Consider the following 13,837-nt stretch of genomic DNA (forward strand, 5'->3'; position numbering starts at 1 on the left):
CGACACCGTCGCACTGACGGCCGACGCCGAGGGAGGGAAGGCAGCGCGGACTCCGGCGAAGCTGACTTGGCGGGCCCGGACGGTTCCGTGATCTCCACCGACTGCGCTGCGGCGAGAAGAGGGCCACGACAAGGTCACCTTGCCTCGGACTACCGGGTACCAGTCGTCGACGTCGGTCCTCGAGTTCATCGCGTCCGACAAGGCCGGCCACCGCTCCAACGGCACGGGCGGCCCTTGTGCCATTCGCTGCACCCGCCCCGACCAAGAACAGCTTCTGGCGAGGGGAGCAGGACAGCCGCGTCGGCGTGCGCGACCAAAATCAGCAGGAGGAGCTCACCCGCCTCCGCCGACAACTGAGGGGCGACCGGCAAGAGCGCCAACGACTTCAGCAGCAGGTTGATGCCACAGCGACCGTCCTCGTCGCCCTCCTCGCCGAGAACGCCGTCCTGCGCGAACAACTGGCGGGAAAGGCAGGCCACAGGCGTCCTGGGACGCCGGCACCGCCTGGCTGCGGATTACTCGCGGGCCCGTGCTTCGACGCGGGTGAGGCTTTGACGGCGGGAGCCACCGGTTATCGAAGGAAGAAGTTGAGGAGAGCGTCGGTGCGCTTGCTGAAGGGGGCATAGAGGAGGCGGACGGCGTTGAAGCGGCCTTGCACATAGATGCCCTTGGGGTGGCTGAGCGTCCGGAACCCCTCGATCCCGTGGTACTGACCCATCCCGCTGGCGCCGACGCCGCCGAAGGGAAGGTCGTCCTGCCCGACGTGCATGACGGTGCCGTTGACGGTGACGTTGCCGGAGGTCGTGCGGTCGAGGACCTTGCGCCGGTCCGCGTCGTTGCTGCCGAAGTAGTAGAGCGCGAGCGGTCGTGGTCGTGCGTTGACGTAGTCGATGGCCTCGTCGATGTCGCGGTAGGGGAAGATCGGCAGGATGGGGCCGAAGATCTCCTCGTGGGCTATCCGCATCTCGTCGGTGACGCCGAGCACGACGGTCGGTGCGAGGGTGTGCGGGCGGTGGGCGGCCTCGCCCGGCCGGTGGCCAACCTCGATGATCCGTGCCCCACGGCTACGGGCGTCTTCGATCAGGTCGGTGAGGATCGCGTACTGCTTGTCGTTGATGATCGAGGTGTAGTCCTTGCTCGTCGGACCACCGGGGTAGGCGGCCTTCACCAGCCTGTCGTAGCTGTCGACGAAGGTGTCGATCTCGGATTCGTGCACCAGGGCGTAGTCGGGGGCTATGCAGGTCTGCCCGCCGCTGAGGAGTTTGCCGAAGACGATGTCGGACACGGTCCGGTCTTGTACGTGTCCCCTGGCGACGATGGTCGGAGACTTGCCGCCCAGTTCCAGCGTGACGGGGACGAGGTTCTCGCTCGCCGCCTTCATCACGGCTCGTCCGACTTCGGTGCTGCCGGTGAAGACGAGATGGTCGAAGGGCAGGGAGGAGAACGCGGCACCGTCACCGCTGACGATCGTGACCTGCTCCGGTGGGAAGAGCTCGCCCAGTATCGACGCGAGCACGGTGTTCGTCGCCGGGGTGAACTTCGACGGTTTGAGCATGACGCGGTTGCCGGCGGCGATCGCGGTGACGACCGGCATCAGTGACAGGATGACGGGATAGTTCCACGGTGAGATGACCCCGACCACTCCGAGCGGCTGGTACTCGATGCGGTTGGTGCCCCAACGCATGTGCAAGGCGGTGTGGCGGCCGGTCGGGCGCATGAACCGCCGCAGATTGTGCTCCAGGTAGTCGATGCCCTGGACGACGCCGCCGAGCTCCATCATCGCGGTCTCGTGGCGCGAGCGGTTTCCGAAGTCGGTGTTGATCGCCTCCTCGATGGTGCTCCGCCGGGCGATCAGTGCCGCCTTGAACCTGCTCAGATCGCTGCGCCGCGCCGCCAGTGAGGGCGCTCCGTCGCGGCGGTAGGCAGCGCGCTGAACGGCGAGGATGTGGCCGAAGCGCTCCGCGTCCGTGGGCTGTGGGGTGACTTCTGTGATGGTCACGATGGTGGTCCTTTGCTGCTGGTGGGGACGACGGAGGAGCAGTGCCGCCTGGGATGTGGAGCGGGTCGCCGAGAGCGGCGGCCTCTGGTTAGGGGCGGGCCATGCGGCCCATGAACCGGACGATCAGGCGGCGCGGCAGGATCTTGCTGGCGAGGGCGATCGGGCGGCCGTTGGTGATCACCGACGGGGGCGCGGAGCGGCGGTCGAGCGTGTCGAGGGCCGTCTTGACGACGTAGTCGGGGGTGACTCGCTTCGCGCCGTAGTCGGCCGTCTCGCTGCCGGCGGCGTCGTAGAACTCGGTCTTCGTGGCGCCGGGGCACACGGCGAGGACGCGTAGGCCGGTGCCACGGTTTTCCTCCCACAGCGATTCGGTGAAGCTGAGGACGAAGGCCTTGGTGGCGCCGTAGACGCTCAGGTACGGGGTCGGCTGGAAGCCCAGCAGGCTGGCGACGTTGATCAGGATTCCGGTGTCGGCGGAGTTCAGCGGGTCGATGTAGGCGCGGCTGAGGTCGACCAGCGCGCTTACGTTCAGCGCGATCATGCTCTGCAGGCGGTCCGGGTCCTCGTCGGTGAGGGCGTTGTGGGTGCCGAAGCCGGCGTTGTTGACCAGTCCGGTGGCGTGGATGCCGCGGGATTCGAGTTCGGCGCGCAGCGTGCGGCCGGCGTCGGGCTGTCCGAGGTCGCGGGCGACGACGGTCACCGTGACGCCGTGGACGCGGGTGAGTTCGTCGGCCAGGTCCTTGAGCCGGTCCGCGCGGCGGGCGACGAGTACGAGATCCGCGCCGCGACGGGCCAGTTGGCGGGCGAATTCCGCGCCGAGCCCGGAGCTGGCTCCGGTGACGATGACGGTCTGGCGGCGATAGTCGATTTTGCTCACGCCTGCACTCTACGCACACATTTGCACTGAGTGCAAGTAATTGCATCTGGCGAAGAGATGTACCATCGGTGCATGACTCAGAAACCGGCCCCCCTCCGGGAACAGACCCGCTCGGTGGTTCGCGCGCTCCTCGCCCGGACCGCCCTCGAACTGTTCGCGGCCAAGGGGTACGACGACACGACCCTCGATGAGATCGCCGCGGCGGCGGGTGTCTCCAAACGGACCCTGTTCAACTACTTCCGGAGCAAGGAGGACCTCGCGCTCAACGGCCTGTCCGAGCAAGGGGAATTGATAGCCGCGCGGCTCGCCGAGCGCCCGGCCGACGAGGACCCGTGGACGTCGCTGCGTGCGGCGTTCCAGGTGCTCGAGGAGATGGACCTCACCGCCGAGCGCCGACTCGAGATGACCACGCTGCTGTTCGGCAACGAATCCCTGCGCGCCGGCCACGCCGAGAAGCAGGCCCGCTGGCAGGACCTGCTCGCACCGCTGATCGAACCGCGACTGCCCGACTCCGACCACCGCACTCTGCAGGCCCGCGCGATCGCGGCCGCGGCGATCACCTGCCTCCAGGCGGCAACAGAAGAGTGGATGCGCCTGGGCGGGCAGGTCGACACCTTCGACCTCTACGACACGGCCGTACAGGCCATTCGCCGCCCCGCCTCACCACCAGAGAAGACAACGACATGAGCAAGCGCCTGCCCCCCGCCGACCTGCCGAACATGGCCGCCGCCCTGCGCGCCGAACGCGCCGAGATGCTGGACTTCACCAGCAGCCTCACCGACGACGAATGGACCGCGCCCAGCGCCGCAGCCGGATGGCGCATCGCCGACGTCGTCGCCCACATCGGTGCGACGGCGCGGAGCTTCTACACGCCCGCCGGGCTGCGTACGAGCTTCGCCGCCAGCCTCGAACAGGCGAACGAAGACCCCGTCGATCGACGGCGAGACTGGAGCCGTGCCAAGGTCATGGCCGAGTATCAGCGCGCCGGCCGGCGCGCCACCACGCTCCTCGACGTCGTCTGGCGCACACCCGCCGCCCGAGTACGGGCACAGATGGCCGAACTCGGCCGCCACCCCCTGGGTCTGATGATCGGCGGCGCACTCGTCTTCGACCACCACACCCACCTGCGTCACGACATGGCCCCAGCGCTCGGCCGGTCCGTGCCGTCCACCGATGCGGACAGGATGCGCGCGGTCCTGACGTGGATGATCGCCGTACTGAACCATCAGGTCGCGCAGGCACCGGTCGCCGGGCTCGACGCCCGCGTCGCACTGACGCTCACGGGCCCAGGCGGCGGGACCTGGTGGATCGACGAGGCCGGGGGCCTGGCTCCCTCCGACGGCGCCGTCGCCGCGCACGTCACCGCCCCCGCGCTGACCTTCCCCGACTGGGGCACGCAGCGCTCTTCCTGGCGCGACAGCGACGTGACGGTCACCGGCGACGCCGAACTCGCCGCCCGCTTCCTCGACACCGTCAACGTCATCTGACCGGAGCACCAGAGGCCCGCCTCCCAGGCAGCCCCGGACCGCTTGTCCGCCACTTCTGGTGGCGGCGAGTTCCGGCCGGGGTGCCTCGGCTTCGAGCACACTCTTTTGGGAGAGAGCCCGGTCACAGGAATGGGGCGCGCTCCCCGCGCGAGCGGCCGAGGGGAGTCGGCGGCACGCCGGGGACGGCGGACTCACACCGGCCTCTTGGCGGTCCGGGCGGGCGTGTCCACTCTTACCCTCCGTCGCCGCGGCGCTGCTGCCGCCGGAGGAGGTCGACACGACGTCCGCAGCGAAGACGGCCGACCGCCTACAGCCCTGTCTCCTGCGCGCCGTCGGCGACTCATGGCACGGGTGAGCGCCGCCCGCGCAGCTCGCGGTCAGGCACCGGCAGCCGCCGCGGCATGCGCCGCCCGCACCGCGATCTTGTCGATCTTGCCGACCGCGTTCTTGGGGATGGCCTCCACGACGACGTAGGAGGTCGGCCGCTTGTAGCCGCTGAGGCTCTTCGCACAGAGGGCTTCCAGCGCTGCCGGATCGACCGTCAGATCCGGTCGTGGCTGCACATACGCGACGACGACTTCCCCCCATTTCTCATCGGGGACGCCGATCACAGCGGTCTCGAGGACGGACGGGTCACCGGCCAGCACGTCCTCGATCTCCTTGGGGTAGATGTTCTCCCCACCGCGGATGATGATGTCCTTCGAGCGCCCGACCAGCGTCAGGTATCCCTCCGCGTCGAGGTGGCCGATATCGCCCGTGTGCAGCCAGCCGTCGACGACGGTCCGGGTAGTTTCGTCCGGGCGCCCGAGATAGCCGCGCATGATGTTGGCACCCCGGACGAGGATTTCGCCGTTCTGCCCCGGAGCCGCCTCGCTGCCGTTGTCACCGCCGATGCGTATGTCCTGCCCGGGGAAGGGCAGTCCCACGGTCCCGGCGCACCGGCCACGGGGTTGACCGTGCAGGCGCAGGAGGTCTCGGACAGCCCGTACCCCTCGATGAGCGGAAACCCGTACCGGGCCTCGAAGCGAGTCAGCAGCTCGGCGGGCGCCGGCGCCGCGCCGCAGATGCCGTAGCGCACGGACGACGTGTCGGGCCGTACGGCATCCGGCAGGGCCGCCAGCATGTTGTAGATGGTGGGGACGGCGCTGAAGAAGGTGGGGCGCTCGCGCTCGATGACGTCGAAGAAGGTGTGGGGATCGAACCGGTCGGCGATGACGACGGCGGCGCCCACGAGCAGCGGCGTGAGCACGCTGACCACGACGCCGTTGACATGGAAGAGCGGCAGGATCAGCAGGCTCCGGTCGGCCGGCCCCAACTCGAGGGCCTTGCTCGCCATGTCCGTCATGGCGTCGATGTTGGCGTGGTCGAGCATCACGCCCTTGGGCACTCCGGTCGTGCCGCTGGTGTAGATGAGCAGGGCCAGCGCGGAGGGGTCCGTGTCCGGGGTGCGGTCTGTGTCTGCCGTCGCTTCGTACAGGTCGTCGACGGCGAGCGTGACGATGCCGTCATCAGCCCTCGTGCCGTCCTCGACGACGACCAGGCGTGCGCCGGAGTCGGCCAGTTGGCGCGCGACCTCGACGTCGGTCAGCTTCGGGTTGACCGGGGTGACGGTGGCGCCGAGCCGCCAGGACGCGAACAGCAGCAGGACGAACTCGATGCGGTTCGTCAGTTTGAGGGCCACGACGTCGCCGGCCCCGACCCCCAGGTCCTGAAGGTGGCGCGCTGCCGCCCGGACACGGTACAGAAACGATGCGTTGGACAGCGACCGGCGCCCGTCGGAAACCGAGGGTCCCTGCGGGTCGAGTTCGGCGCGGCGGTCGGGCAGCGAGGCGAAGTTCATGGCGGATGTCCCTGTCCTGTGTGGAGTGCGGTCGGGTCGAGGAGTCGAAACAGCCGGCTCCGTCAGCGGGCCGGGCAGGCCGGCGGAGCGGCGCAACAGCCGTCCCGCGGTGTGGGTCTCAGAGGCTTCGGTCGCCAGAAGTGACCCGCTCGCTTTCGCGGAGCAGGTACTTCTGGATCTTGCCGGTGGAGGTGCGGGGCAGTTCACCGAAGACGACCCGCTTGGGCGCCTTGAACCGTGCGATCCGGGATTTGACGTGGTCGATGATGTCCTGCTCGGTGGCGACCGCATCCGGCCGCAGGACGACGTACGCGACGGGCACCTCGCCCCAGCGCTCGTCCGGGGCGCCGACGACGGCGACTTCGAGGACCGCCGGGTGGCTGGCGACGGCCTGCTCGACCTCGATCGAGGTGATGTTCTCGCCGCCGGAGATGATGACGTCCTTGCTGCGGTCCCTGAGCTCGATGTACCCGTCGGGGTGGCGGACGCCGAGATCGCCGGTGCGGAACCAGCCGTCCGGTGCGGCCGCGGCGGTCGCCGCGTCGTCCTTGAAGTACCCCAGCATCAGGTTGTTGCCGCGCAGCCGGATCTCACCGATCGTCGTGCCGTCCGCGGGGACGTCCTTGTCACCGTCGACCACCCGGGCGGTGAGGCCGATGACGTTGGCCACGCCCTGACGCGCACGGAGCCTGGACTGCTCCGCGGCGCCGAGGCCGTTCCATTCGGGGTGCCAGTCGCACAGCACCGCAGGGCCGAACGTCTCGGTCAGTCCGTACAGGTGCGTGACGTGGATACGCAGGTCCTCGGCGGCGGCCAGCAGGGTGGGGCTCGGTGGCGCCCCGCCGGTCAGGAAGCGGATGACGCCCTCCGAGTCGCGGCCCGCCTCCGGGGCGTTCACCACCATCGACAGCACCGCGGGGGCGCCGCACAGATGGGTGATGTGATCGTCGTGGATGTGCCGCCAGATCTCGGAGGCCTCCACCTTGGGCAGGCATACGTGCGTGCCGCCGGCGGCGGTGACCGCCCAGGGGAAGGACCAGCCGTTGCAGTGGAACATCGGCAGCGTCCACAGGTAGGCGGAGGCTGCGCTCAGCTGGGTGTGCGTGACCATCGCGAGTGCCTGGAGATAGGCGCCGCGGTGGTGGTACATGACGCCCTTGGGACGGCCGGTCGTTCCGGAGGTGTAGTTGACCGACAACAGCGCCCGCTCATCGGACAGCGGGACGGCCGTCGGCTCGGCGGCCGCGAGGAGTACGTCGTAAGTGCCGTCGTCGCCCGGGCCCGCGCGCATGATCACGGGTGGGTTCGGCATGCCGTCTGTCGCCGTGGCCACGAGGTCGTCGAACTGCGGGGTGGAACTCGGCGTAGGTGAAGCGCCGGTGTCCGTCGATCACGGCCGTGCGCTCGGGAAACACCGCGGCCGACCGGTCCAGGAACGAGACAGGACTCAGCGGCTCGAATGACAGGACGGGTATCAAGGCTTGCTCCGTTGCACAGCGGGGGTCATGGGGACCGCCCGCGGCCGGTGCCGGACCGCACGGTCCGGCGCGCTCACCGCGGACGCAGCAGTGGGCACCCGCGGAGCGAACCTCTCCCCGCTACATCCCCACGTACACCGGGTAATCGATCTCGGTACCGGACATCAGGTCGAAGGCACGCTCGACCAATTCGTCCGTTCCGACGGCCACTCGCACATCGCCCGACCGAACCGCGTCGGTGACTTGGGTGCCGCCGAAAATCAGCTTGAGGAAGGTCCGCGTACGACAGTGGATCTCAAGGTCGGGGCGAACAGGTGATGGGCCGCTCCTCGTCCACATCCGGCCGTCGGCGATCTCCACATGGAACGTCTCTCTGCCCACGTGCAGCTCGTAGATCTCCTTGAGACCTGCGAGCTTGTCCGGCGTGACAACACTCGAAACACTCAGGGCAATGAGGTCCACCCGGGTCGTCGCCGTGTCGATCTCCGGAGACGGCGGAAGCCCCAGACCCCACCGGCCGAGCGCGATGAGCGGCTCACGGAGTCCTTCGCCCCTCTCGGTGAGCTCGTACACCGCCACCCCGGCGGGCGGCGGAAGCGTGCTCCGGCGAACGACGTCGGCGGCCTCCAGACTGCGAAGACGCGCGGTCAGACGGTTCGGCCCGAGGGCCGGGAGCGTGTCGGCGAGATCCTTGAACCGCTTGGGCCCGAGCAGCAGCTCACGCACGATCAGAAAGGTCCACCGTTCGCCGAGGACGTCCATGGAACGGGCGAGCGGACACATCTGGCCGTATGTTCGTGCAGTCGTCATCCCTCTACCATACGGCTCGATAACTCTTCACTATACGGCTCGCATACCACGCACGTGCGCGCCGGACTCATTGCCGCAGGCCCACCGCGTCGGCGAAGGCTTCGAGCTCACGGCGGATGTCGCCGGCGGGCTGGTACGTGATCTCGGTGACCCCCTGCGCCGCGAGGTCCTTCACCCTGGCGAGGACGTCCCCGGCAGCGCCGGTGAGGGTGTGCCCGACCAGCGTGTTACCCCCGGCGTTCCAGGCGGCGGTATCGGCGTCGTTCAGACGCAGCAGGTGGCCGTGGTGGACCGCGAGGTGGCGTTCGGCCTCCGGTGTCTCCAGCACGACGGCCAGCCATTCCAGCCCGCCGGGCAGCGCCTTGACCGCTTCCTCGCCGCCGAGTTCGTAGGAGATGTGGAACAGCTGCGCCAGCGCCGGGCCCGCCGCAGTGCGCAGTCGCTCACTGCCGAGATCCTCGCCGTCACCGAGCACGGACCCGGTGGTGCCGTAGACGACACTCTCGAACTTCTTCGTCACCTCTTCGGACACACCGTCGATTCCCATGATGAAGACACCGTCCCCGAGTGACTCGGCGATCGCCGTGCCCTTCGGGCCGATCGCCGCGATGTAGACCGGGATGGTGTCCGGCGCGCCCCGCGGGTATTCGGGGGTGTGCAGCATGCGCATCGGGCTGCCCTCCCACTCGACCGTCTCGCCCCTGAGGAGCGCGCGGAAGGCCGTGACGTAGCGGGTCATGTACGCCCACGAGACGGGCTGTTGTCCCATCGCGCGACGGCCCGTGTATCCGGTGCCGAACGCCACCGCGACCCGCCCGGGGGCCAGGCGTTCGAGAGCCGCGGCCCCGCTGGCGTTGACCATCGGGTGGCGCAGTGCCGGTACGAGGACGCCCGGTCCGAGCCCGATGCGGTGGGTGCGTTCGGCGGCCAGCGCCAGGGTCATCCACACGTCGGGGCTCTGCTGCGGTGTGTCGTACAGCCACGCACGCTTGAAGCCGAGTTCCTCGGCGATCCGGATGTGCTCGGGTGTGTGCAGCGTGGTCGCGAACGACGCCGATACGTCCAGGCCGGCGGGACTGCGGCCGTGGGTTGCGGAGGATGAAGAGGAGGTGGTCATGACTGCTTCCCCAGGGTGTTCGGGAGGCCGGTGGCGGGAACGTTGGCCAGCCGCAGCTGGCCGCGGGCGATGAGCTTGCCGTTGTCGACGCTGGTGACGGCCACCTGCCACAGTTGCTGGCTGCGCCCCTGCTGGATCGCTTCGGCCAGCACCTGAACCGTCCCGGCGGTGATCGGCCGGAGGAAGTCGGTGTTGTTGGCCACCCCTACGGCGACCTGGCCGAGATCGGCTATCGCTGCGGACGCGCCGACGGTGGCGGCGGACTCCACGGCGGTGGTGTAGACCCCGCCGTGCACAACTCCCCACGGGGTGTGATGCTCGGGTCCCAGCTGTATCTCGCCCCGCACCCGCGTGCCCGTGACCTCGGTGAAGGCCAGGCCGACGGACTCGACGAATGCGCTGCGGAACACGTCGAAGCCTGCGGGAGAAGTTTCGGTCCTGGGATGTGTCACTGTCTCGCCCCTACTCGTTCGCCTGGTCGAGTTCGCCCTCGGCCACCACGGGCATGGGAACTCCGAGGAGGCCGTGCGCGCCGTACCAGACGGGGCCGATGTTGAGCCGGTCGGGATAGCGGGCGGTGATCTCGTCGAAGAACTGCTGCGGGGTGGGCTTCTCGGCGAGCAGCCGCTGCGCGTCGCGCAGGTACTGGCGAGTCTCGTCGATGATCGCCGGGTCGTCGGGCAGGTCACGGTTCTTGTGGCCGGCCACGACAGAGCGGGGGTTGAGGGAGTCCAGAACGTCGAGGGCGGCCAGCCACGACTCGAATCCGCCGCCCGGGGTCTCCAGCAACATCTGGTGCACGCCGTTGTAGACGACGTCCCCTCCGACGATCAGCCCGATCGATGGGACGTGCAGCACGGTCGTGTCGTCGGTGTCGGTGTGACCGACCTCGACCGCCTCGATCCGGTGTCCCTCCAGCTCGAACCCGTCCGCGGGGACGGTCCGGTAGACGAGCGGGGTGTCCGGAATCAAGCCCGGGAAGTCCGCGTCCCAGAACTGCGCGCGCCCTTCGACGTTGCGGCGCATGATCCCGATGGTGCCCTCGGTGGCGTACGGGATCGCGTCGGGGAAGCGTTCCAGCAGCTGGCCGGTGCCGAACCAGTGGTCGCCGTGGCCATGCGTCGCATAGATGTAGGCCAGACGTTTGCCGGAGCGCTCCACCCAGTCACCGACCGCCTGCGTCTGCTCGCGGGTGAACGGCGGGTCCACCAGCACCGCATCCCGCTCCCCGACGATCAGCGTCGAAGCCAGCGGAGACGACACGATCCCACAACCGCCCGGCAACCGCTCGCGGCGGGCGCGCGGCACCCCGTCACAGACGTACACGTCATAGGTCAACTCAGCCATGCGTGGTGTTCCTTTCGGTGCCGTACGGCGGTGTGCCGTACGAGGGCGGTCAGGCTCGGGAGGCGAGACGGCCGATGGGACGACGTCCGGGCGCCGGTTCCGGCGAGAGCGAGGCATCACCGGACATGCGGCCGACCGTGGCCGGGGCAACGCCGGACGCGGGCCCGACAACTTCTCGGCGGCGCTATCCCAGTGGCGCGAGGAATTCCTTGATCAGGTTCGCCACCTTGGCGGGCTCCTCACGGGGAGACAGGTGGGCGACGCGCGGCAGCACCTCCAGTCGGGCGCCGACGATGCGTTCGGCCAGATCGCCGGAGTGCGGGGCTTGCGGCAGCGCCTTGTCCTCGGCGCCGGCGATCACCAGGGTGGGGGCGGTGATCCGGTGCAGGGCACCGACCACGTCGGTGCGGTCGCCCAGCACCGACCGCGCGGCACGGGCCAGCCCCGCGCGGTCGAGGCTGTCGACCGTCGCGGCGAGTTCGGAGGCCAACCCGGCGTCGTGACGGCGGGAATGGTCGCTGAGCATCCCGGCCACGACCAGCCGGCCCAGGCCACCCGGAATCCCTATCCGGGTGAGAAGGGAGGTCACACGGACCTGGAGGCGTTCGCGCAGGCCCACACCCCGGGCGGTGGTGTTGGACAGGACCAGGGCGGTCACACGGCGTGGCGCGGTGAGCGCGACCCGCAGCGCCACGATGCCGCCCCACGACAGCCCGAAGAAGACCGCCTGGTCGACGCCTGCGTCGTCGAGCACCCGCAGAGCGGCCTCACCGCACTCCTCCATGGTGAAGCGCCGCGAGGCCGGCGCGCTGCCGCCGGTGCCCGGGGGGTCGACCAGCAGTGTCCGCCATCCGAGAGCGTGCAGGCCGTCGAGCTGTGCGCCCCAGCTGGTGTCGCCGTCGCTGTAGAGGCTCGGCCACAGCAGAGCCACGGGGCCGTCGGCGGGGCCGGCGTCCTGCACGTGAAGCGGACCCAGGGTGGTGGTGGGCACGGTGAGCGCGTGTGGTGTTTTCACAGGTGCCGCTTCCACCAGTCGAGGGCGGCCCGGCTGCCGGGCTCGTAGCCGTCGAAGTAGATGCCGTAGTGGTCGATGCCGGGGATGACCTGGTAGTCGACGACGCCGTCGGGAGTGTTCTTGATAATTTCCGCCGCGCGGGCCCCGTTGTCGGCGATGGGGTACATCTCCTCGTCGCCGGCGTCGATGATCAGTGTGGGAATGCGCAGCCGGTCGACGTGGGCGAGCGGGCTGAAGTGCGACAGCATCGCCAGGTGCGGCGTTCCCGCCATGTTCGGCCACGGATCGATGCCCTGGGGAATCGGGTCCGTGTCGCCGCGGGCGGTGTCGATCGCGCGCTTGCGGGCGAGTTGTGCGAGGGGGCCGCCCAGTGGGGCGATGGCGGCCACCTGTACGGCCAGCGCCTTCACGCGGGGGTTGTTGGCGGCCTGGTGCACGGCGATGCCTCCGCCGAGGCTGGTGCCCCACAGTCCGATGCGGGCGGGGTCGACGCCCGGCTCGCCTTCGATGTAGTCCAGGGCCGCGCGCGCGTTCGCCGCCCAGGCGAACGGGTCCACCAGCTCGCGGATGAACCGCACGTCGGCGCGCGCCACGTTGCCGTCATCGGGGTCAGGGGCGTCGCCGACCAGGTGCAGCGGGGATCCCGAGTCGTACCAGCTGCCCTGGGTGAAGGTCAGGGTGATCATGCCGGCGGAGGCGAACAGTGCCGCGTAGCGTTCCGCGGTGAGTTTGCTGCCGCCCCAGCCGTGACACAGCACGACGGCGGGGAGGGCCGCGTCGGGCGCGAGGTTCGTCGGTCGGTACACATCCGCGTCGAGCGCGATGCCGTCGCTCCACACCGTGACCTTCTGCCGGCCGACGCCCTCGGGCATGACCAGCGGCGGATAGACCTTCTCAGCCATGGTTCGCCTCTTCCAGGGCGGGTCCGGCGGGCCAGACGTCGGCGAGCCTGTCCTTGTCCGTGGCCACCGTGTGGATTCCGACCACACGCCAGCCCTTGTCGGACTTGGCCACGCTGAAGTGCACCGCCCAACGCTCGATCTCGCTCTCGTCGGCACGGCGTCGCGACCAGATCACCTCGATCGTGGCACCGACGGTGTTGTAGACGGACACCCGCCGGTCCGGCACCGCGGTATGGCTGTATCCCGCCTCCCGCAGAGGCGCGTAATTCATCTCCAGGAAAGCGAGCACGCTCGCGTCGTCGAGGCACCAGAACGACTGGTCCAGGGCGGTGACGTGCAACGGGGTGCCCCAGAAGTCGAGGACGAACTCGTGCCCCTCGTCGGACGTGCCCGCGGCCACGGCGACCCAGCGCGGCAGGTAGTCCTCGAAGAACCAGTGCGTCACCTCGGCACGAGTGGCCTCGGTCTGACTGTCAGGCATGTCACGGATTCCTTTCGCAAAGGATTTCAGCAGCCGTCCAGTCGCGCCCAGACAGGGGAACGCGCTTCGGGCGCCATTGATCGCGGGGCGAGGGGACGACGCTTCCCCGCCTCACGGACCTGCATCAGCTGCGCGGCGACCTCGCGAACGAGGTCTTCGACGTCAGCCGCGTGACCGTCGGGTCGGGCGGCTCAGGATGGACGGCCACGCGCGGGCAGCATGGACGGCCAGACCTTCGGACCGGCTCGGGTTCGACCGGCGGGACCAACTCCGCAGCGACTGGCCGCCGTTCCGGCGACCGGTGCTCATGCGGCTCACGAGCACCTGCTGCTGGACCGATGCCGTGTGCGCTTCATGCGACCACGGAACGCAGCCCACCGTATGACTCCTTCGCCATGGCCGAAGACGCTACTGAACTTGAATTTGTGATGTCGGTCAGTCGTTCATGGCCAGGCCGGTGCCAGCAAGGCAGCCATCGACCACA

The 13,837-nt window shown here is 69.3% G+C and carries 13 protein-coding genes and 1 pseudogene; 2 read left to right on the top strand and 12 right to left on the bottom strand.

Annotated elements, in window-relative coordinates; translation table 11 throughout:
* Positions 1-571: 571 nt before the first annotated feature.
* Positions 572-1,999: a coniferyl aldehyde dehydrogenase gene (locus ACX28W_RS37205; RefSeq protein WP_459004457.1), complete on the bottom strand. Its 1,428-nt coding sequence runs from the start codon at positions 1,997-1,999 to the stop codon at positions 572-574.
* Between the two features lie 88 nt (positions 2,000-2,087).
* On the bottom strand, positions 2,088-2,876 hold the full coding sequence (locus ACX28W_RS37210; protein WP_459004459.1) for an SDR family NAD(P)-dependent oxidoreductase: 789 nt from the start codon (positions 2,874-2,876) through the stop codon (positions 2,088-2,090).
* A 72-nt stretch (positions 2,877-2,948) separates the two neighbouring features.
* Here ACX28W_RS37210 and ACX28W_RS37215 point away from each other — a divergent pair, with 72 nt between their 5' ends.
* Positions 2,949-3,563 (top strand): TetR/AcrR family transcriptional regulator, encoded by a 615-nt coding sequence (locus ACX28W_RS37215; protein ID WP_383861560.1) that lies wholly within the window; start codon positions 2,949-2,951, stop codon positions 3,561-3,563.
* Positions 3,560-4,363, top strand: a complete 804-nt coding sequence (locus tag ACX28W_RS37220) for a maleylpyruvate isomerase family mycothiol-dependent enzyme (RefSeq protein WP_459004460.1) — start codon at positions 3,560-3,562, stop codon at positions 4,361-4,363. Before ACX28W_RS37215 ends, ACX28W_RS37220 begins: the two co-directional genes overlap by 4 nt.
* Positions 4,364-4,740: 377 nt before the next feature.
* Here ACX28W_RS37220 and ACX28W_RS37225 read toward each other — a convergent pair whose 3' ends face one another.
* The 10 genes and pseudogenes from ACX28W_RS37225 to ACX28W_RS37270 form a co-directional block, all read right to left on the bottom strand.
* Complete coding sequence (locus ACX28W_RS37225) at positions 4,741-5,184, bottom strand: class I adenylate-forming enzyme family protein (protein WP_459004483.1); 444 nt, start codon at positions 5,182-5,184, stop codon at positions 4,741-4,743.
* Between the two features lie 45 nt (positions 5,185-5,229).
* Positions 5,230-6,203, bottom strand: a pseudogene (locus ACX28W_RS37230) (class I adenylate-forming enzyme family protein); the annotation flags it as partial.
* Positions 6,204-6,321: 118 nt separating this feature from the next.
* On the bottom strand, positions 6,322-7,536 hold the full coding sequence (locus ACX28W_RS37235; RefSeq protein WP_459004462.1) for an AMP-binding protein: 1,215 nt from the start codon (positions 7,534-7,536) through the stop codon (positions 6,322-6,324).
* A 265-nt stretch (positions 7,537-7,801) separates the two neighbouring features.
* Positions 7,802-8,491, bottom strand: coding sequence for a winged helix-turn-helix transcriptional regulator (locus tag ACX28W_RS37240; protein ID WP_459004463.1), 690 nt, complete (start codon positions 8,489-8,491; stop codon positions 7,802-7,804).
* Between the two features lie 67 nt (positions 8,492-8,558).
* The gene (locus ACX28W_RS37245) at positions 8,559-9,608 is read right to left on the bottom strand and encodes an LLM class flavin-dependent oxidoreductase (RefSeq protein WP_459004465.1); all 1,050 of its coding nucleotides are present in this window, start codon (positions 9,606-9,608) and stop codon (positions 8,559-8,561) included.
* Entirely contained in the window at positions 9,605-10,018 is a 414-nt protein-coding gene (locus ACX28W_RS37250) for a PaaI family thioesterase (RefSeq protein WP_459004466.1), read from the bottom strand. Before ACX28W_RS37250 ends, ACX28W_RS37245 begins: the two co-directional genes overlap by 4 nt.
* Positions 10,019-10,070: 52 nt before the next feature.
* Complete coding sequence (locus tag ACX28W_RS37255; RefSeq protein WP_459004468.1) at positions 10,071-10,955, bottom strand: MBL fold metallo-hydrolase; 885 nt, start codon at positions 10,953-10,955, stop codon at positions 10,071-10,073.
* A gap of 184 nt (positions 10,956-11,139) precedes the next feature.
* Positions 11,140-11,946, bottom strand: coding sequence for an alpha/beta fold hydrolase (locus ACX28W_RS37260; protein WP_459004470.1), 807 nt, complete (start codon positions 11,944-11,946; stop codon positions 11,140-11,142).
* Positions 11,947-11,966: 20 nt separating this feature from the next.
* Positions 11,967-12,872 (bottom strand): alpha/beta hydrolase, encoded by a 906-nt coding sequence (locus tag ACX28W_RS37265; RefSeq protein WP_459004472.1) that lies wholly within the window; start codon positions 12,870-12,872, stop codon positions 11,967-11,969.
* Positions 12,865-13,353, bottom strand: a complete 489-nt coding sequence (locus tag ACX28W_RS37270) for a DUF6841 family protein (protein WP_459004474.1) — start codon at positions 13,351-13,353, stop codon at positions 12,865-12,867. The genes ACX28W_RS37265 and ACX28W_RS37270 overlap by 8 nt, the downstream gene beginning before the upstream one ends.
* Between the last annotated feature and the right edge of the window lie 484 nt (positions 13,354-13,837).

The sequence above is a fragment of the Streptomyces sp. SD15 genome (assembly GCF_054462255.1).

Excerpts from the sequence above, each read along its gene's own strand:
- ACX28W_RS37215 (WP_383861560.1), top strand. The coding sequence starts at position 2,949 with ATGACTCAGAAACCGGCCCCCCTCCGGGAACAGACCCGCTCGGTGGTT.
- ACX28W_RS37220 (WP_459004460.1), top strand. The coding sequence starts at position 3,560 with ATGAGCAAGCGCCTGCCCCCCGCCGACCTGCCGAACATGGCCGCCGCC.
- ACX28W_RS37225 (WP_459004483.1), bottom strand. The coding sequence starts at position 5,184 with ATGCGCGGCTATCTCGGGCGCCCGGACGAAACTACCCGGACCGTCGTC.
- ACX28W_RS37240 (WP_459004463.1), bottom strand. The coding sequence starts at position 8,491 with ATGACGACTGCACGAACATACGGCCAGATGTGTCCGCTCGCCCGTTCC.
- ACX28W_RS37245 (WP_459004465.1), bottom strand. The coding sequence starts at position 9,608 with ATGACCACCTCCTCTTCATCCTCCGCAACCCACGGCCGCAGTCCCGCC.
- ACX28W_RS37255 (WP_459004468.1), bottom strand. The coding sequence starts at position 10,955 with ATGGCTGAGTTGACCTATGACGTGTACGTCTGTGACGGGGTGCCGCGC.
- ACX28W_RS37265 (WP_459004472.1), bottom strand. The coding sequence starts at position 12,872 with ATGGCTGAGAAGGTCTATCCGCCGCTGGTCATGCCCGAGGGCGTCGGC.
- ACX28W_RS37270 (WP_459004474.1), bottom strand. The coding sequence starts at position 13,353 with ATGCCTGACAGTCAGACCGAGGCCACTCGTGCCGAGGTGACGCACTGG.